Source organism: Allocoleopsis franciscana PCC 7113 (genome assembly GCF_000317515.1).
GTDB classification, from domain to species: Bacteria; Cyanobacteriota; Cyanobacteriia; order Cyanobacteriales; family Coleofasciculaceae; genus Allocoleopsis; species Allocoleopsis franciscana.
The window spans coordinates 6391529-6408941 of sequence record NC_019738.1 but is presented as its reverse complement, the minus strand read 5'-3'; the positions used below and the strand labels follow the sequence as shown (position 1 = coordinate 6408941).

The following is a 17413-nucleotide window of genomic DNA, read 5'->3' as shown; positions in this document are numbered from 1 at the left end:
GGCGGTCTGATAATTCAATTAAGAGACGGGAGATAATTCTGGTTTACTCCCTTCTGGTTTTAGTTTAGCGGCAAAATGCTTCTCCACAAGCTTCGGGATTTCTTGAGGAGCAAGACCCGTGTAACGAGACTTATCCGGCATAACAACGACACAAGGCCCTTGTTTACACTGCTTCATGCAGCCAGTGCCTTTAATCGCGACCTGATCTTCTAATCCATGATCGTGCAAAGACTCCGTCAGCGCTTGACACACCTTATCCGCACCTCGCTTGCGGCAGGAGGATTTTTGGCAGACCATAACACAGGCTTTGCCTTTAGGCGCAGGCGTAGATGGCTTGTGATTTAGGTTTTGGGAGGAGTTGGTTGAAGAATTCTGCGCTTTTTTGCCTCTTGTGGCTAAAGCTCCAGGTTCCTCTGTATCCTCCTTAACCAGACCTTTTAGAGCAGGAGCCGTTACTTTTAGGCGAGAGGCTTTTAGTTTCAGTTCACCCGTTTTGTCTTTCAGCTTCAGTTCACCAAAAATCTCCACCCAGTCTCCGGGCTGAAGTACTCCACGCATGGAGTAGCGCAGCTCTTTGGACAACTTGATATAACGTTCTCCTTCAGCCGTCGCTACCCGTATGCGTTTGGGTTTTTCCTCAACGTCACCGACAAAACCGATAAACCGCCCCTCTAGATAGAACGGTGATACTTTCCCCTCTTTTATTAATCTAATCACGCCTAAATCCTAACTTTGTTGATCTGAGAGCTTGCACTTGCCCTGTCAGTCGCTAAGGGACCACAATCCCTCGATAATCGCTAAAGTCCTAGTCAAGAAGGCTTGAGTTAATAGACAAGTCCACTCAAGTGAACTTGAGCGATGAGACGGAAAATCTATATCCGAACGATTGAGGATGCAGGAGCAAGATCTGAGTTACTAAACTCAAACTAACTTAATTGATAAAAAATGTCATCTATTTAGACTTATATTTTTCTTATTGCTGAACCAGTGGAGTCAGCGCCAACCGTTCAAACCCCTGATTAGTAGGCTTTATACCCTACTGAGGATGCCAGCAAAATATAACGGGTCTGCGTGTTCCCTTAGAAAGAATTCTTTATGAACAAGAAGAGTCAATTAAAGTATCAGGTTATGAAACCCGTGGGTAAAAACTCCCTTTAACGGTCAGAGTTCTGATTCACTTGTAACTCAGCAAGCGCTTCGAGCTGTTGATCTAAACCTCGCAACTGCTGATTGAGTGCTGGCAGGGTTTCTAGGGGGAGGGGACAACGGTAAGAGCGATCGCGAATTTCATGTAGCTTTCGTTGTAGCTGTTGAGCCAGCTTCAAGGCATCCTCACCCAGCTTTTCTATCTGTTGGCGCTGATAAAATTTCAAAGCCACTCCGCGCAACACCTGCAATGTGGCTTCTTCTCCGTGGGTACCGGGCATCACCCGTAATCGCAGCAACAAACATTCTTGTTGATAACGCCGTTCAATTTCTACCTGCTTGGGTTGTCCCACCGGCAGCAGGGGTAAGTTGAAAATACGCTTGAGTTCGATAATTAAACCTTGAAACACCGTCAAGGCTAATCCGTCTAAGACAGACTGCAACACACCATCTTGACTCCAAAGGATACGACCTTGCTCGGATTGGCGTTCAAAATAAAGCCGACCAATTCCACCAATCAGGACTCGACCCAACAACTCTTGTAATAATTGCGGAGGTGGTAATGTGCCAACATAATCAATTGAACGGGCTAGATGAATTGCTTTGACTTCCAGGGGCAAAACCGCCTCATCCGAGGGCGACATTTTACGTACCGATGTGACAGCAGTTGTTGGCGGAGTTTCCAGGCGTATGTCGCTGGATAATTCCGACGTTTGAGTTGGGTTTGAAGACAGGTGAGTGTTGTCGAAAAGCTGTGGCGAAGGGGGTGTTGAAGCGAGTTCCTGATCGCCGTGAAGATTCAGTTTATTCTCAAACGGTTGAGAATCACCATTGCTCTCAACCCGGATTGGGGGTTGAGTCGTTTGCTCTTGATTTTCGAGTACTTGCTGGGGGATGGATTCAGAGCGATTTGTATGATTTAAGTAAGCCGACAAGAGTGACTGATGAGCCTCTGGAGCAATCGGTTCTGTTTTGAGCGAACAGTTTAAATAGGCAAGGATACGACGCACATAATCTAGGGCAGAAGAGTCTTGAGGCGCTACCATCGCTAACCTTAAGTACTTCCCTTCGAGAGCAACGGGCAAAAATTGATAGTAGAGGCAAGCTTCAAACGGCAAAATACTATCAATCAGCCGGAACATTTGGTCAGTCTGAAAACCAGAAAGATCTAACGCCTGAGTCGAAGGCGTCTCTGAAGAGGGATTTTTGAGTTGGCCTGGGTTGCTGGGTGAGGGCACCATAAAAATTTTTCCAACCTGAGTAGCGACTGATTGAGATGCCCCAAAAGCGCCAAAAATGAGAATTTTCAGTGAGGGTTTGGGTAGAAAAACCACCTTTATGCCCTACTGAGCTTTCTTTTTGAGAGAGTTATGGGTAAATACTGAGGCTGAAGAGCTACCTGACCACTTACTCTCGGTTATAGGAAGCGCTTCGTAGAGCTTGAGCTGCCAAATACAGTTTACTCCATTCCCCTATGACCTGGTTTACTTTCCAGTTTAAGTCTTTCGCGATCGCTTCTAACGATTGTCCCGCTTTTCGCTGTTCCAGTAACTGGCGCTGTTCTGGTGTTAAGCTTTCCAACAATTCTTGCCACTGCCTTGGCGTTAGCCCTAGGTTATGCTCCTGTAGAGATGATTCCAGCCAATTAGCGACTAATTCCGGCTTGGCTTTAATGGAAAAAACCCGAATCGCATGGTAGCTGATTTTTTCCCGCAGCCGATAGATTTCCTTGACTGGCTTATTTAACGCCTTGGCGATCGCCTCTTGAGACTTACCCTGGAGGTAGAGCTGAAGCCATTGTCCTGCCTCTGGACCTAGGTTTTCTGTCAAGTAGGCTTCAAATTCTTGACGTACAGACTGCCGCAGCGTCTGTTGCTCTTCCCAAGCTTGACCTTCTTGGTATTGGGCGACAGCTTGGTTGTCCAACAGGCTCACGGGCGAATCCATATCTTCTGGGGTCACCTCCTCCGATACTAACCTCACCTTGTCACCTTCGGGGATATGGGTCATACCCCCACGTTGTGACCTTCTCAAGAAATTAACAAATCGATAAACTAGTAGCGGTTGGTTGCGAATCGGGCGTAGGCAATATTCCTCAATACTGGTGAGTAATAAAGCATCCCGAAGACGCATGTCTTCCGTACATTGAGCAATCCAGGCAATTTGTTTTTGGATATAGCGATCGCTATTTAACAATTCTTGAATCACTTCTTGTAAAACATCGACCACCGCTCGTTGGCGATCGCGACTCAGGGACACCCAAGTGCGAATTTTATTACGTAATGTAACTAACCCAGCTAATCGAGTTGTTAAATGGCGATAGGCTCGTTCTGGTTCCACCCCTAGGTAACGTTGGCACAAAATCCGGTAGCGATAATCCATCGCCTGTTTGGCAATCTCCAATTGGTTGGGCATTAGGGTGTCAAACCGCTCTGGGTTTTCCCCCAATAACCACCGTATAATGCTTTGGCGGGTTGTTGGGCTTTGATCGGGGTGATCGCTCAATAGACGCGATCGCCACTCTTGCTCCAGTTTTTCCGCCAACTTGGTCATGAGATTGCGCTCCTCAAACCCTCTCTCTAAAGTTTGCATGACAATCCTTTTTTACTGCACTCAAGTTGTTTGTGCGCCGGCTGCTCTTTATTGGAACATATCTACCTATAGGAAGAAGTGATCGGGCTTCTCTCCCCTCGCTCAATCCATCACATTGGCACCCTGATGAATAACACTGGCGGAGTGAGACTCAGATCTTCCTTTTTAGTGATTCAGATCACAACAAGCAAACCGATGGCTCACTAGAGGTAAAGATTAAATTTTGTAACCTCAAGAAAGCCTCCTACTATAGCTCTCACTAACACCGATAAATTTTATGCAACCTGAGAAAATTGAGTGGGATTTACAACGGTTGAAGGAGGAACAACAACTAATTCTCAACCAGATAGACAATGCGATCGCCTTAATTGACCCATCACACCAGTTGATTTTATTTAATCAACCCTTCACCCAACTGTGGGGACTTTCGGCGGACTGGCTAACGCAAAAACCTCTGTTTCAGGACGTATGCGATCGGATTGTGGCTCACGGCTACTGGACTCATCCCCAAGCAAAACAGCTTCAGTCTACCTTACAAAAAACCACAACAGAAAACGTCTCTTTTTGCATAGAACAGAGCAATGGCATTCATCTGGACATCAAAATAACCATCACCTCTACAGGCGGACACTTGTTGACGTTTCGGGATGTCACGGTTAAAGAGCAAGCCCGACGGGCAGCGATGCTCATGCAGACGAGTTTGAATGCCGAAATCAAGCGCTTAAGATTTTTGCAAGGACTGACTGAACGGCTGCAACCCGCCAGTGAGTTACGGGAGATTGGTGAGTTTGCCCTGGCTTACCTGGTGGAAACAACGGATGCCGCTTTCGGGGATGTTAAGGTGATTATCGGTCAAGGGCGAGACGCTCTTGCCAATACTCTTACCCATCGGGTTTCGTCTGAATTTATTGCCTGCTACGGCACACCCGTCGTGAGCGAGATGGAAGCCGTACTCAAGCAAGGTATCCCTTACGGGCAAGGCTTACTTTGGCAAGTTGTAGAAAGCGGTGCGCCTTTATTCATGGAAGATTATTCCAGTCACCCTCAAGCGGTTGACGCTTTTCGCCACCCAGGGATTGGTCAACTCGGCATTTTTCCGATTCCCAGCGCCACAGGCAAAATCATTGGCGTCCTGACTCTGGAATCTCGCTCTCAACAAAAACTTCAGGAAGCGCCCCAACAAGATATCCTGTTAGCCGCTTGCCGCACTTTAGGGGTTGCCATTGAACGTGCCCAAGCTCAAGAACACCTGCGCCGTGCCAATGAGGATTTAGAACGAGCGTCTCGACTTAAATCAGAATTCCTTGCCTCCATGTCCCACGAACTGCGGACACCCCTCAACAGTATTTTGGGATTTTCGGATTTGTTGCAACGACAGACAGTGGGCACCCTTTCCTCTCGGCAACTGCTCCACGTTCGAGCTATTGAAAAAAGTGGTCAGCACCTGTTGCAACTGATTAACGATATTCTTGATTTATCGAAAATTGAAGCCGGTAAATCTGACTTGGAATTGGCACCGGTTTCGATTCAGGAGTTATGTAACCCCTGTCTGAAAATGGTTCAGCCTCGTGCTGAGAAAAAACGACTCGCTCTTTCACTGGAATTGGATTGCCACCTCCAGGAGGTGGTTTTGGATGAGCGTCGTGTCCGCCAAATCTTAATTAACCTCCTCTCCAATGCCATTAAGTTTACCCCAGAGGGAGGAACCATTAAGCTGGGGGGAAGGCTTGCCTATGGGTGCGAACTTAAGCAGGAATTTCGACCGGATCGCAGCCCGATTAATTGCAGTACACCGTATTTGTGCTTAGAAGTCGCCGACAATGGCATTGGCATTGCCCAAGACAAGCTACATTTGTTATTTCGACCGTTCCAGCAGATCGATTCGTCTTTAGCACGGCGTCACGAAGGCACGGGTTTGGGACTGGCACTCACCAAGCGGCTAGCGGAACTTCACGGAGGTACGGTTTCAGTAGAATCGCAAGAAAACCAGGGCAGTACATTTCGCGTCTGGCTGCCGTTGACGGAAATGCGCTCTAGTCAACCGGTGAACACGAGAGGGAGTGAGGGCAACGTGTCTGGTGCTTCCTCGCTCAACCCGGAACACCCTCGAACAGATGCCAAACGCATCTTGGTGGTGGAAGATCAGCCGTTTAATCAGATGTTGCTGTCTGAAGCGCTGGAACTCGAAGGTTATGTGGTGGATTGGATACAAGAGGGTCAGATCATGCTGGAGAGGTTGTCGTCTGCGTTGGTCACACCTGAGTCTCTACCGCATCTGATTTTAATGGATATCCAACTGCCGGGGGTTGATGGATTTGAGTTGATTCGTCAACTGAAAGCTCATCCCCTGTGGCAAAACGTGCCAGTGATTGCGGTTACGGCAATGGCGATGGCAGGCGATCGCGATCGCTGCCTTAGTGTGGGTGCTGATGACTACTTGAGCAAGCCTTTGAACTTGGAAAAACTCCTGATTACAGTTCGCTCTTTTGTTGAGGCTAAGATTTCGGATTCAGAGTAAATAGGAATAGCCCAAGTGGTAGAGGGTCATCACTCAGATTGTGTGGTTCAATAAAATAAACAAATAGTTACATTTGGCTCATCAAGTCGTCATTCACAACATTGGTTGGGACGGGTAGAGATATCAAAATCAGGGTGATGAAGTAATAGAAAATGATGTCTCACCACCCGCACAAATCACTAGAATGGGCTAGAGGCTTACCGTAATTTTATTTATAGCTGTCGTGGGAAAAGCCAAGGCAGAAAAATATAATCAATTCAGGGGCATCTAGATAATGAGCCAGAAATGTGAAGGATGAAACGTGTAAATTTTTATCCTTTATCCTTGATGTTTCAGATTTCATCCTTCAATTTGATTGTTCTTAATATTTTTCAAGTCTATGTCAAACCCTACGGTTCATATCCTGTTAGTCGATGATGACCCGACTAATTTACTTCTGCTAGAAGAAATATTAATCAGTGAAGGGTACACGCCTCTTTTAGCAACATCAGGAATTGAAGCCTTAGAAGTAGCCAATCAAGCAATTCCGGACTTAATTCTCCTGGATGTGATGATGCCGGAAATGGACGGCTTTGAAATCTGCCGCCGATTACGGGAAGATGTGAGATTCCAAACAGTCCCTGTGATTTTTCTAACGGCTTTAAATGATGAAAATTCACGGTTGCGCGGATTGTCCATGATGGGTGATGACTATCTCACGAAGCCCATTAATATCCAATTATTGTTAACCAAAATTTCTAGTCTTTTGCGATTAAACGAGCTGCGTTCACAACATATACAATCAAAAGTTAGCAAACAAATTAAAGAAGAATCTCAGCAGCAAATTGCCGAAGCGTGGGAAATTAACGACTACATATCTGAAAAGTTTCGATTGTTCGTCCCCGAACAATATCTTAATCGAATTGCTCCCAAAGGAGTCGAATCCATTCAGTTAGGAAATGCCAGAGAAGAAGAGTTTACTGTTTTATTTTGCGATATTCGGGGATTTTCCGGAATTGTAGAATCTCAATCTATCCGAGAAACATTTGAGTGGTTGAATGCGTTTTTTTCTCAAATGAGTCAGGCCATAAATAATCATCATGGCTTTGTTGATAAATTCTTGGGAGATGCTATTTTAGCTGTGTTTGACCGCGTTGAATGCCACGCCGCAGATGCTTTGAATGCGGCGATAGGGATGCTACAAAATCTGGATGAGTTTAATAAAGATAGCGCCCAATATAACCTGCAAAAGCCGATTAAGGTAGGCATGGGTATTCACACTGGCTTAGGATTGATTGGCACGATTGGCTCTGATCATCGCATGGACTCGACGGTCATTGGTGATGTCGTGAACACAGCGGCGCGATTGGAGGAATTAACCAAGTTTTACGGCTGTTCAATCCTGGCGAGTGAGACAACAATTGCAAATGCCAAGGCCAGTTTCACAAGCCCTGAGAGTGAAATCCAAAACAATCATAAATTCTCGTCTTACCTTCCACAAAAGCCTTATCAAAAGCGCTGGGTTGACCGGGTAACGCCGCGCGGGAAAAGTGTGGTTCTTGAACTTTACGAAATTTTTGGGTCACTGACTCATGGGTTGGATCAGGCAAAATTAAATTCTTTATCCTGTTACAACTCTGGCATTCAGGCATGGCATCAAGAGGAGTATGCCCGTGCTTTAGACTATTTCCAGCAGGTGGTAGACCAAAATCTCGATGACTCCGTTGCCAAACTTTATGTGGAACGCTGTCAAGCAAGGATGGGCTTAACGCATCAGCACAGTTATTAGTTATTAGTTAATAATTTTTATATTCTTCTACAAAAACTACAACTAGCGATAGGCAAAGGATGAACTCATAGATCTAACTACTGGAAGAGGTCGCTAGGATTTGGATTTTGCATACTAGAAAGTAGATGGTAAATCGGTTAAAAGAACTGTGCATATCCAAGCTTAAGGGGAAATAAAACTACGACCTCAGACGCTTTGGGTTCTTTATCTTATCGGTTTATCTACTTCATCCATTGTTTAAAATTAGTTAATACAGGAGTCTAACATGAGCATTGAAAATCGTGTAGAAGCTACCGCTAAGAATATTGAAGGCAAAATTCAAGAAGCCGCTAGTGAAATTACTGGCGATCCAAAAGACAAAGCTGAAGGTCAAGCCAAGCAAGACCAAGCTCAAGCAATGCATCTGAAAGAAGACCTCAAAGACAAAGCTAAAGAAGTCATGGATCAAGCCTAAAGCGCCGGTTCATTAATATTAGGGGCAATCTCCTCGTATGAGTTCCGGTCGTGATTGCCCCTTCTTTTTCTCAACAGGTTTTAATTTCTAGCCTGTTGAGTATTTCTTTTTGTTGACCGATTGGCAGGATTCATCCAACGTTCTAAAAAACTAAAAAATCGGGAAGAAAGTAACGTTAAAACTAAGTAAATTAAAGCTACGGCGGCATAGATTTCAAAGGCACGATAGTTATTAGCGATAACCAACCGACCTTCTTGTAAGAGTTCTTGAAAACCAATCACCGAAACCAAACTCGTGTCTTTCAGCAGAGTGATAAACTCGTTTCCTAAAGGGGGTAACATCCGTCGCAAGGCTTGGGGAAAGATGACATAACGCATAGTTTGTACGTCCCCTAGTCCCAAGGATTGCGCCGCTTCAGATTGCCCGATTTCTATGGATTGGATACCCGCCCGAACAATCTCCGCCAAATAGGCAGCACTATTGAGTGTTAGCGCCATCACCGCCGCACTCAAACGACTCATACTGAATTCTATACCCAACCCTTGGAGTAAGGCGGGTATGCCAAAGTAAATCATCAAAATCTGCACCAGCAAGGGTGTACCCCGAAAGAAGTCAATATAAGCGATAGTCGCCCAACGCAGAGGTTTGATGGGTGAGAGGCGGATAATACCCAACAGAGAACCCGCAATCATTCCCAAGAAGACGGAAAAGGCAGTTAGTTGAAGAGTAACTAGGGCACCTTTTAACAAGTTAGGGAGGGCATTGATAACAACGCTGGACGCTGGAATGGAGGACGTTGATTCACCAAAGTTAACGGTTTCTGGCAGTTGGGGGGGTGTGGCATTAAACCATTTCTGATAGATTTGCTGGTAGGTGCCATCGTTGAGAATCGTACTCAGACCTTGGTTGATAGCCGCCAGATGACGAGAATTTTTTGAGGTGGCAATGCCATAGTATTCTTCGGTTAGTAGTTGCTCAACGACTTTGAGTCCTTTGAGGTTATTGCTTTTGAGGGCATAGAGGGTTACTGGGGCATCATTCAGGACGGCTTCCACATTCCCATTGAGCAATTCCTGAAGGGCAAGGGGGGCGGAATCAAATGTACGAATTTGGGCACCCGAAACTTTTTGCGCCTCTTGTGCTCCCGTAGTACCGATTTGTACAGCTATTTTCTTGTTTTTCAGGCTATCGAGAGAGGTAATATTTGGGTTGTCGGCTTTAACCGCGATCGCTAATCCGGCTTTAAAATAAGGTCGCGAGAAGGATATGGTTTGGCTACGTTCTTGATTAATGGTAATCGAGCTAATCGCCGCATCTACCGTATTGGCTTGCAATGCCGGGATAATCCCATCAAACGGTAAACTCTGAAATTCGACCTTGAAGCCCCCTGCTTGTCCCACCGCCTTCATTAAGTCAATATCAAAACCTTCTAATCCCCCATCTTTTGCTTGGGATTCAAAAGGAGGAAAAGCGGGTTCTGTTGCCACTTTGAGCGTTTCTTGGGCATAGATAGCAGTGGCAGTGAAAACGACAATGCACAAAATGAGCAAAGAACTTAAGCTGAAAATTAGACTCTGACGTAAATGACGAGACGGAATGAATCTATGCATTTATGTTATGTTCCTTTTTTCATCCCACACCAACTGTTAATTGCAACGTTGAATCGTGCTAACTTCGCTGGTGAATCAATCTTAAAAATTACTGTGCAGTGTCTTTAAGGTGGTTAATTGTAAGAATAATCACAAATGGCAGCAAGCTCGCTAAGATGAAATTTTAGTTAATACCCACCCAAATCAAAATACGGAACTCAGCGATGCAGGATTCCACCCCAGCCATTGTGTTTGAGGACATCGAGAAAAGCTTTGGTTCTCTCAAAGTTTTACAAGGGATTAGCGGTTCAATCCAGCGGGGGGAAGTTCTTGCGGTTATTGGTTCTTCTGGTTGTGGCAAGAGTACGCTGCTACGTTGCTTTAACCGTTTAGAGAAAATTAATAAAGGGCGTTTGGTGGTTAACGAAATCGATTTATCCCACCCCCTTCTCAGCCAGAAGCAGTTGCGGCGTCTCCGGACTCAAGTCGGTATGGTTTTTCAGCAGTTTAACCTGTTTCCCCATCTAAGTGTGCTGGAAAACTTGATGCTAGCTCCACGTCAGGTGTTGGGTAAGTCTCGTCAGGAAGCGGATGAACAGGCGAGATTTTATCTACAAAAGGTGGGTTTAGCCGAGAAGGCAGAGGTTTATCCAGAACAGTTGTCGGGTGGACAGAAGCAACGGGTAGCGATTGCGCGTAGCTTGTGTATGAACCCTCAGATTATGTTATTCGATGAACCCACCAGTGCCCTCGACCCGGAACTGGTGGGAGAGGTGCTGCAAGTCATGCAGCAATTAGCCCAAGAAGGAATGACAATGGTGGTGGTTACTCACGAAATGCAGTTTGCCCGTGAGGTGGCGCATCGGGTAATCTTTATGGAACGAGGTCGCGTGGCAGAAGCAGGAACAGCGCCAGAGGTGCTCACTCAGCCAAAAAGCGATCGCTTACGCGCTTTCTTAAACCGGATGAGCTTTGTCGTGCAGCATGGCAGAAATAACTGACCAGCTAAAATCTCCCCTGCTCCCCCGCTCCCCTGCTTGCACAGAGGTGGTCAGAAACTTTTGCCGGGATGCAGTAGCCTCCTAAAAAGGCGAATTAAAATTGAGTCACTCAGCAGGACATCTCTCGTCTTGTAACATATCTATACACTTAAAGAAAAGACACTTTAAGGGTGTTCAATCCTATGACCCAGACTATTTCTATGAGACGCATTACCAGCTATCAAGCTTTATGGAGACCTTTAGAGAACAAAGGTCACTTTTGGTTCACCTATTTTGATGGTGATAGAGAACGTACACACGACTTAGACGCCGACAGCTTCAGAACGGTGATGAAAGTTCTCGATACCGATAAGCCCGTTTTCGGCGATCACACCACGGCAGCGGTTGCTGTGCATTCAGAGCCGACTGACCTCAAAGTAGGAGCTTGGGCTTAACCCAGGAGCATCTTAAGGTTATTGGCTTGTTCGTAACAACGGTAAGCTCTTAGCACTTGCAGTTGAGTTTCTTTAGCCAGAAAATAGTAAAAGAGACGTGCTTGGGGTGTTGCACAATCCAGGATGATTTCTACCAGTAATACAAGCATCAGGGCATTCAATCATCTCTGTTGTGTGTGACACCCTTTTTTTCGCGCAGTAGGCAATCTGGATGTTATTGTTCAACACCCTGCTTACGCTTCAACATGGAATACTTAGGTTTTGGACAGCGGCTTAAACTGAACTTTTACTCCTAGTGTATGACTTGTATTACTGAAATTATACACATTGTACACTATTGTTTAAGGCTTGAGATTAGCCCCAATACCAGCAATTTTCATCAAATCTTGAAAAATTTCTGGGGGTGAATCTATCTGCATAAAAACGGGTAAGGCACGCCATTCAAACCCATTTGAAGTACAGGTGCTGGCAAAGCTGATGCCGTCATTTAAATAATCTTTAATATTTCACAAGATTTCTTCATGAAATCTCAACATAAGTCTACACTGAGAAAGAAGAGACTAGAGGGGTATGCAAGGAAGCCGCCAATGGAAATGAAACGCATTACTAGCTATCAAGCTTTGTGGAGACCCCAAGATAACAAGGGACACTTTTGGTTCACCTATTTTGATGGCGAAAGAGATCGCACGATTGATCTAGATGCAGAAAGTTTCAAGATTCTCTTAGAGATCCTCAACACCGATAAGCCGATATTCGGTGATCATACAACCGCTTCTGTTGCCGTTCATTCCGAACCCACTGAGGTTAAGGTGGGTGCATGGGCTTAGCTCAACTTTCTTCCCTCAGGCCGTAGCTCTTGGAGGTATCCATCTTCCCCAAAAAAGAGAAATCAACCCGACAAAATTGTAGCTTTTGTAACCAAATGCAACCAAAGAAGCTTCTTACAAGTCGTTCTTTAGATGCTGCACAATCCAAGGACGATTTAGCTTGTTGAGGCTTGAAGTTCTCTGCTAAATCGTCCTTAAGGGAGTTAAACGCGGATATTCACTACTTACCGTGAGGTCAATACTGGTTTTTCCCAGCGCTTAACTTAGATAACAGATGCAATTCCCAATGTTTCGGGAGATCGACAACATGATTGAATGAGTTGAGGTGAATTCGACGGAAATTAAACCTTACTAGTAGACAGCTCATTTCCTGACGAACTCATGTCAACTTGATCATGTGTGACTTTTTCTTCAAGTAATACTCGTGTATAACTTGTATTACCTATCTGTATCTTATTGCACTTCGCTGACATCAGCAACAAAGTTAATGCAACTTTATTAAGCTTGGAATCGGTGGGAATAGAGGCTTGGGGTAGTTTGTGACTCCTTGCCAGTCTGATTTAACCGGAACAGCAAGTTGACGGTAATCTAGGGGAGTGGCGTAACGGGCGTGTTTGCTCTCTTCTCGGCACGCCGACACTAACCCGATTCCGATAGCAACTATGATACCGAACTCTCCCATCTCAGATTCACCTCAAACGGAAGAGATGACAACAGCTTTACCCCCCTCGCGGTTTTATACCTGGCAGGATTATCGCTGTGCTTACGAATTCTATTCTCCTAGCCAACCAATGGCTGACTCTGGCATTCCTCTGGTATTGCTCCATCCGATTGGGGTTGGGCTATCACGCTACTTTTGGCATCGCTTCTGCCGGGAGTGGCGTCAAACGGGTCATAATAATCCGATTTATAACCCCGATTTGCTTGGATGTGGCGAGAGTGAGATGCCTCGTGCGGCATATATTCCGTCTGATTGGGCGCTTCAGTTGCAATACTTTTTGCAGACGGTGGTGCAAAAACCGGTGATTTTGCTAGTGCAAGGGGCTGAATTACCTGTAGCCCTTGCTCTGATCCAACGGCAAACAAAGCCGAATTATATTCAAGGAGTCGTGCTATCTGGCCCTCCGGCTTGGTCATTAATCACGACACAGACTCCCGCTTGGCAGCACAAACTGGCTTGGAACATCCTAGACTCTCCGGTGGGGAATGCTTTTTATCGCTATGCCCGCCGTCGTCAATTTTTGCGCTCATTTTCAGAACGTCAGTTATTTGCTGAATCCTCTAAAATCGATGCTTTATGGTTAGATACCCTGGAGAATGGTGCGGTGAATCCCGATAGTCGCTACGCCGTTTTTTCCTTCCTGGCAGGGTTTTGGCGGCAGGATTATCAGGATGCGATCGCTTCTATTGCTCAACCAACTTTAGTCGTGGTGGGAAATCAAGCATCGAGCATTAGTCGAGAGGGGAAAGCGGAAACACCAGAGGAACGCATGGCGGAGTACGTCAAGCATCTACCCCAAGGACAGGCGCGTAAAATCTTAGGTCGGAATGTTTTGCCCTATGAGTCAACCCCAGAATTTGTGTCAGTTGTCGCTGAGTTTGTCAATCAATTACAGCGATAATTAACAATAAAAATCGTACTCATTAAACGAGGATAAATATGTCAGACCCATTTTCACCTGAAGTGAGTGAGCGTATCTGCAAGCACATGAATGAAGACCATGCCGATGCAATCGCTCTTTACGCTCGCATCTTTGGCAATGCCCCTGATACCAAAGAGGCACAAATGCTCTCAATTGATGCTCAAGGGATGAATTTGGTAGCGCAAATCAAGAGTGAATCCATACCCCTACGGATTGAGTTCGACCATGTTCTCAAAGATTCTGAAGATGCCCATCACACCTTAATTGATATGGTTAAACAAGCGAGAACGCAGGTGAAATAAAACGACCCATCTATCAGCCATTTGAAGTTTTCCAGCCTGGAAAAACTTTAATTTAGTTCTGATGTATGGTGATAGTCTCGCATTGTTGTGTAGTGTAAGTCTCTAAGCGGTCAGCCACTACATATTGCTGACCTGCAAAGGGCTGACCATAGTAACCATCTTCAAAACCACGAGCAAATTCACCTCCAACGTCACGAGGTTTATAAGCATCATTTTTGCGAGCGCTTCGTTGTCCTTCACGATAGCCGTCTCTGTAGGCAGCGGGGTGATCGGCACCGTCCTTAATCACTCTCACTTGCTGGACAGGACGGCAAATAGTTGTTCGTCTGGTTTTCGCTTGGTTTTTGCCCGCTTGTGCAACTGGCGAAAAGACCAGCAATGAAGGTGTGAGCGCTAACGTAAGTAGAGTAACTTGGATGATCTTGTTCATAGCTTTTACGTTTTGATTATTGCTCATTAAGCCTTAGAATCCATCTGAATACTTATCTGATTGAGGAAGGGCATTTATGCAGATTAATTAAACATTTTGGAGAGGTTAATCTTCAAATAAATGCTATTGTAAAAATTACAATAAAAACTTTATTGAGAGAATAAATTGCTCCCAATTTATGGCAATGGATAAAACGGAAAAACAAAAAATGCTGGCTGGTGAACTCTATCGTTCTACCGACCCTGAACTGGTAGCAGAACGCCACAACGCACGTCGTCTGACTCGCCTATACAACGCTACGACGGAGCAAGAAAGTGAGAAGCGGGTCCAAATGCTTCGAGAGTTGTTCGGCACTGTAGGGTCAACTCTGGAAATCGAACCACCGTTCTATTGCGACTACGGCTACAACATTTACGCAGGTGAGGGGTTTTATATGAACTTTGGCTGCATAATTTTAGACTGTTGTTCAGTTCATATTGGGGATAATGTACTGTGTGCTCCTGCGGTTCAGATTTACACGGCTACTCACCCCACTGACCCTGAAATTCGTTTGTCGGGTTTAGAATTGGCGGCTCCAGTTCGTATTGGTAACAATGTTTGGATTGGAGGCGGGGCGATTATTTGTCCGGGAGTCACCGTTGGAGATCACACGACTATTGCCGCTGGAAGTGTGGTGGTCAAAGATATTCCTGAAAGAGTTGTGGCGGGGGGAAATCCCTGTCGGATTATCAGACATTTATAGCCGTTTTTGTTGCTTATTATATCGAGTCATATCATGTCCGCATAATCCCTTACGCTCAAACGAGAGAGTGCTTTCCCTGAGCAATGCCAAAACGAATTAGCGTAGCCAAACACTTAACGATTGAGCCGCTAGAGCCGCATTACCACCAAGCAATTAGTCAAGATATTGCAGTTGTCCTCCCATACATTGACTAACAGAGCACTTGAGTTCCAAACAAAATACTAAAAATACATCGGAAAACCGGAGATTAATAACTCTCTAAATTAGGTTAGAGTGAGTAAAGACAGAATTGGTCAATTGTGCTACAAATCAACAAGGTTTTCGTATGGTACATTGACCACTTAAGAAGGTATTAACCAAAGCTTAATTACTCTCTTGTATGCTATCTAAAGTTGCTAACGTAAATACATTCCAGTTCGCAAATAAAGTAACCTAATCCAGTGAGACTTGACCTCAACAGTAAATTATAGTAGAGTTGGCAAAAATTCCTTGGGAGGGAAAGGCTTCATACAAAACTAGAAATTTATCTGTCAATTAAAGCCCGAACTTTTCGCCTGTAAAGCTGTATATAAACTTGGGCAATAGTTCTAAAGAATTCATTCATTAGGGGCATCAAGAGTCATCTACCCATGAAATCAAATCAGAGGAGTTCTAGCTCCTCCTTAAGAGTACTGTTCTGGACATTTTTGAAAATCAGCAGTACTGCTTGGGGAGGCTTTATGCCACTCATTGCAGTTATTCAGAATTACGTCAAAAGAAATAATTTGCTTGAGGAACAAGAGATTCTTGATGCCATATTCTTAGCCTCTGTGCTACCTGGCCCAATGGCCTTTAATGTAGTGATTGGTGTAGGCTATCGTTTACGCGGTATCAAAGGTGCTTTAGTTTGTGGGCTTGGAGCTTTACTTCCAACATTTGTGTTAGTTTTAGCGCTGAGTGTTGCCTACTTTCAGTGGGGTCAAATTCCCATGGTAGATAGACTTTTCATGGGCTTTACCCCAGCCATGGTTGCGATTGTTATTTCAGCCGCTTGGAGCATGAGTCGGCAAACGATTAAGGGAGTGCCAGAGATTGTCATTAGCCTAGTCGCCTGTATCGTGTTGTTAGGAATTGGTGGTTTTTACAGCACTATTGGGATTGTTTTAAGCTCTGGTTTAACTGGATGGTTACTGTTCCACAATTCGGAAACTACACCACCAGAACCCTCAAAACCAAAACTAGTCATGCCGTCTCAGGCTGAGCCTCAAGGTTCAAGCAAGTTGCTGTCAGTATCGTCACTACCCGCTATATGGCTACTCACTGTGCAGCCCGCACTAGTTCTAAACTTGTTTGCCACCTTTGCCGTCATGAGCTTAACGTTATTCGGTAGCGGCTACGTGTTTATTCCCATCATCCAGGATTTAGTCGTTAATGGCCAAGCTTGGGTAACAAATAAGGAATTTATTGATGGTCTTGCCATTAGTCAAATTACACCAGGCCCAATCTTAATCACTTCCGCTTTTATTGGGTATAAGGTTGCCGGACTGCTGGGTGCTATATCTGCTACTGTCGGCATGTTTTTGCCTCCAGCTTTCCTCATGTTAATGGGTATCCGTTTTCTAGATTACCTCAAAAACTCAATTGTATTTCAAGCTGTAATGCGAGGGATAAGACCAGCTATTGTTGGCATGATCATTGCGGCTGCCCTGGTGGTTGGTAGTACAATGCCTCAGCACTGGGGTTCTGTCGTTATCCTCTCTGCGGCATTGCTTGCCTTGCTTCACTTTCGGGTAGAAGTGGCATTGATTATACCAGTAGCTGGTGTAGCTGGACTCATACTTTATTAACTAAGAATTGCTGCTTATTTACAGGTTTTTAAAAGATTTAATAAGACTTAAATAAGTCGATAGTTATTCATAAGTATGGAAGTAATTATGGAATTTGTAATTCAAAAACTTATCTATATAGTTGGATGAAAAATAAAAATA

Annotated in this window: 16 protein-coding genes; 10 read left to right on the top strand and 6 right to left on the bottom strand. The window is 44.9% G+C overall.

Features of this window, described 5'->3' with window-relative positions; all coding sequences use genetic code 11:
• Positions 1-18 precede the first annotated feature (18 nt).
• The 3 genes from MIC7113_RS26325 to MIC7113_RS26315 form a co-directional block, all read right to left on the bottom strand.
• Positions 19-717 (bottom strand): (2Fe-2S) ferredoxin domain-containing protein, encoded by a 699-nt coding sequence (locus MIC7113_RS26325; RefSeq protein ID WP_015185246.1) that lies wholly within the window; start codon positions 715-717, stop codon positions 19-21.
• Positions 718-1154: 437 nt separating this feature from the next.
• Positions 1155-2387, bottom strand: coding sequence for a GspE/PulE/PilB domain-containing protein (locus MIC7113_RS26320; protein ID WP_063823018.1), 1233 nt, complete (start codon positions 2385-2387; stop codon positions 1155-1157).
• Between the two features lie 166 nt (positions 2388-2553).
• Positions 2554-3738: a HetZ-related protein 2 gene (locus MIC7113_RS26315; protein ID WP_015185244.1), complete on the bottom strand. Its 1185-nt coding sequence runs from the start codon at positions 3736-3738 to the stop codon at positions 2554-2556.
• Between the two features lie 277 nt (positions 3739-4015).
• On the opposite strand from MIC7113_RS26315, the gene MIC7113_RS26310 reads away from it, so the two are divergent.
• The 3 genes from MIC7113_RS26310 (at position 4016) to MIC7113_RS26300 (ending at position 8478) form a co-directional block, all read left to right on the top strand.
• Positions 4016-6256, top strand: coding sequence for a hybrid sensor histidine kinase/response regulator (locus MIC7113_RS26310; RefSeq protein ID WP_015185243.1), 2241 nt, complete (start codon positions 4016-4018; stop codon positions 6254-6256).
• A 379-nt stretch (positions 6257-6635) separates the two neighbouring features.
• Positions 6636-8024: a response regulator gene (locus MIC7113_RS26305; RefSeq protein ID WP_015185242.1), complete on the top strand. Its 1389-nt coding sequence runs from the start codon at positions 6636-6638 to the stop codon at positions 8022-8024.
• A gap of 265 nt (positions 8025-8289) precedes the next feature.
• Positions 8290-8478 (top strand): CsbD family protein, encoded by a 189-nt coding sequence (locus MIC7113_RS26300; RefSeq protein ID WP_015185241.1) that lies wholly within the window; start codon positions 8290-8292, stop codon positions 8476-8478.
• 80 nt (positions 8479-8558) lie between these two features.
• Here MIC7113_RS26300 and MIC7113_RS26295 read toward each other — a convergent pair whose 3' ends face one another.
• Complete coding sequence (locus MIC7113_RS26295) at positions 8559-10088, bottom strand: ABC transporter permease subunit (protein ID WP_015185240.1); 1530 nt, start codon at positions 10086-10088, stop codon at positions 8559-8561.
• 203 nt (positions 10089-10291) lie between these two features.
• Between MIC7113_RS26295 and MIC7113_RS26290 the strand changes: the two genes are divergently transcribed.
• Both MIC7113_RS26290 and MIC7113_RS26285 read left to right on the top strand, forming a co-directional pair.
• Positions 10292-11068, top strand: a complete 777-nt coding sequence (locus MIC7113_RS26290; RefSeq protein WP_015185239.1) for an amino acid ABC transporter ATP-binding protein — start codon at positions 10292-10294, stop codon at positions 11066-11068.
• A 182-nt stretch (positions 11069-11250) separates the two neighbouring features.
• On the top strand, positions 11251-11502 hold the full coding sequence (locus tag MIC7113_RS26285; RefSeq protein WP_015185238.1) for a hypothetical protein: 252 nt from the start codon (positions 11251-11253) through the stop codon (positions 11500-11502).
• Here MIC7113_RS26285 and MIC7113_RS36875 read toward each other — a convergent pair.
• Positions 11499-11651: a hypothetical protein gene (locus MIC7113_RS36875; protein WP_015185237.1), complete on the bottom strand. Its 153-nt coding sequence runs from the start codon at positions 11649-11651 to the stop codon at positions 11499-11501. The two genes, MIC7113_RS26285 and MIC7113_RS36875, sit on opposite strands and share 4 nt — an antisense overlap.
• 438 nt (positions 11652-12089) lie before the next feature.
• Here MIC7113_RS36875 and MIC7113_RS26280 point away from each other — a divergent pair, with 438 nt between their 5' ends.
• The 3 genes from MIC7113_RS26280 to MIC7113_RS26270 all read left to right on the top strand — a co-directional run bounded on the left by MIC7113_RS26280 (position 12090) and on the right by MIC7113_RS26270 (position 14274).
• Positions 12090-12329, top strand: coding sequence for a hypothetical protein (locus MIC7113_RS26280; protein WP_015185236.1), 240 nt, complete (start codon positions 12090-12092; stop codon positions 12327-12329).
• A gap of 707 nt (positions 12330-13036) precedes the next feature.
• Positions 13037-13951 (top strand): alpha/beta fold hydrolase, encoded by a 915-nt coding sequence (locus tag MIC7113_RS26275; RefSeq protein ID WP_015185234.1) that lies wholly within the window; start codon positions 13037-13039, stop codon positions 13949-13951.
• A gap of 38 nt (positions 13952-13989) precedes the next feature.
• Positions 13990-14274: a DUF2470 domain-containing protein gene (locus tag MIC7113_RS26270; protein WP_015185233.1), complete on the top strand. Its 285-nt coding sequence runs from the start codon at positions 13990-13992 to the stop codon at positions 14272-14274.
• Between the two features lie 52 nt (positions 14275-14326).
• On the opposite strand, the gene MIC7113_RS26265 is transcribed toward MIC7113_RS26270, so the two are convergent.
• Positions 14327-14704, bottom strand: coding sequence for a hypothetical protein (locus tag MIC7113_RS26265; protein ID WP_041781302.1), 378 nt, complete (start codon positions 14702-14704; stop codon positions 14327-14329).
• A gap of 184 nt (positions 14705-14888) precedes the next feature.
• Between MIC7113_RS26265 and MIC7113_RS26260 the strand changes: the two genes are divergently transcribed.
• Positions 14889-15446: a sugar O-acetyltransferase gene (locus tag MIC7113_RS26260; RefSeq protein ID WP_041781301.1), complete on the top strand. Its 558-nt coding sequence runs from the start codon at positions 14889-14891 to the stop codon at positions 15444-15446.
• 629 nt (positions 15447-16075) lie between these two features.
• Positions 16076-17272, top strand: a complete 1197-nt coding sequence (gene chrA, locus MIC7113_RS26255) for a chromate efflux transporter (protein WP_041780230.1) — start codon at positions 16076-16078, stop codon at positions 17270-17272.
• The last annotated feature ends 141 nt before the right edge of the window (positions 17273-17413 follow it).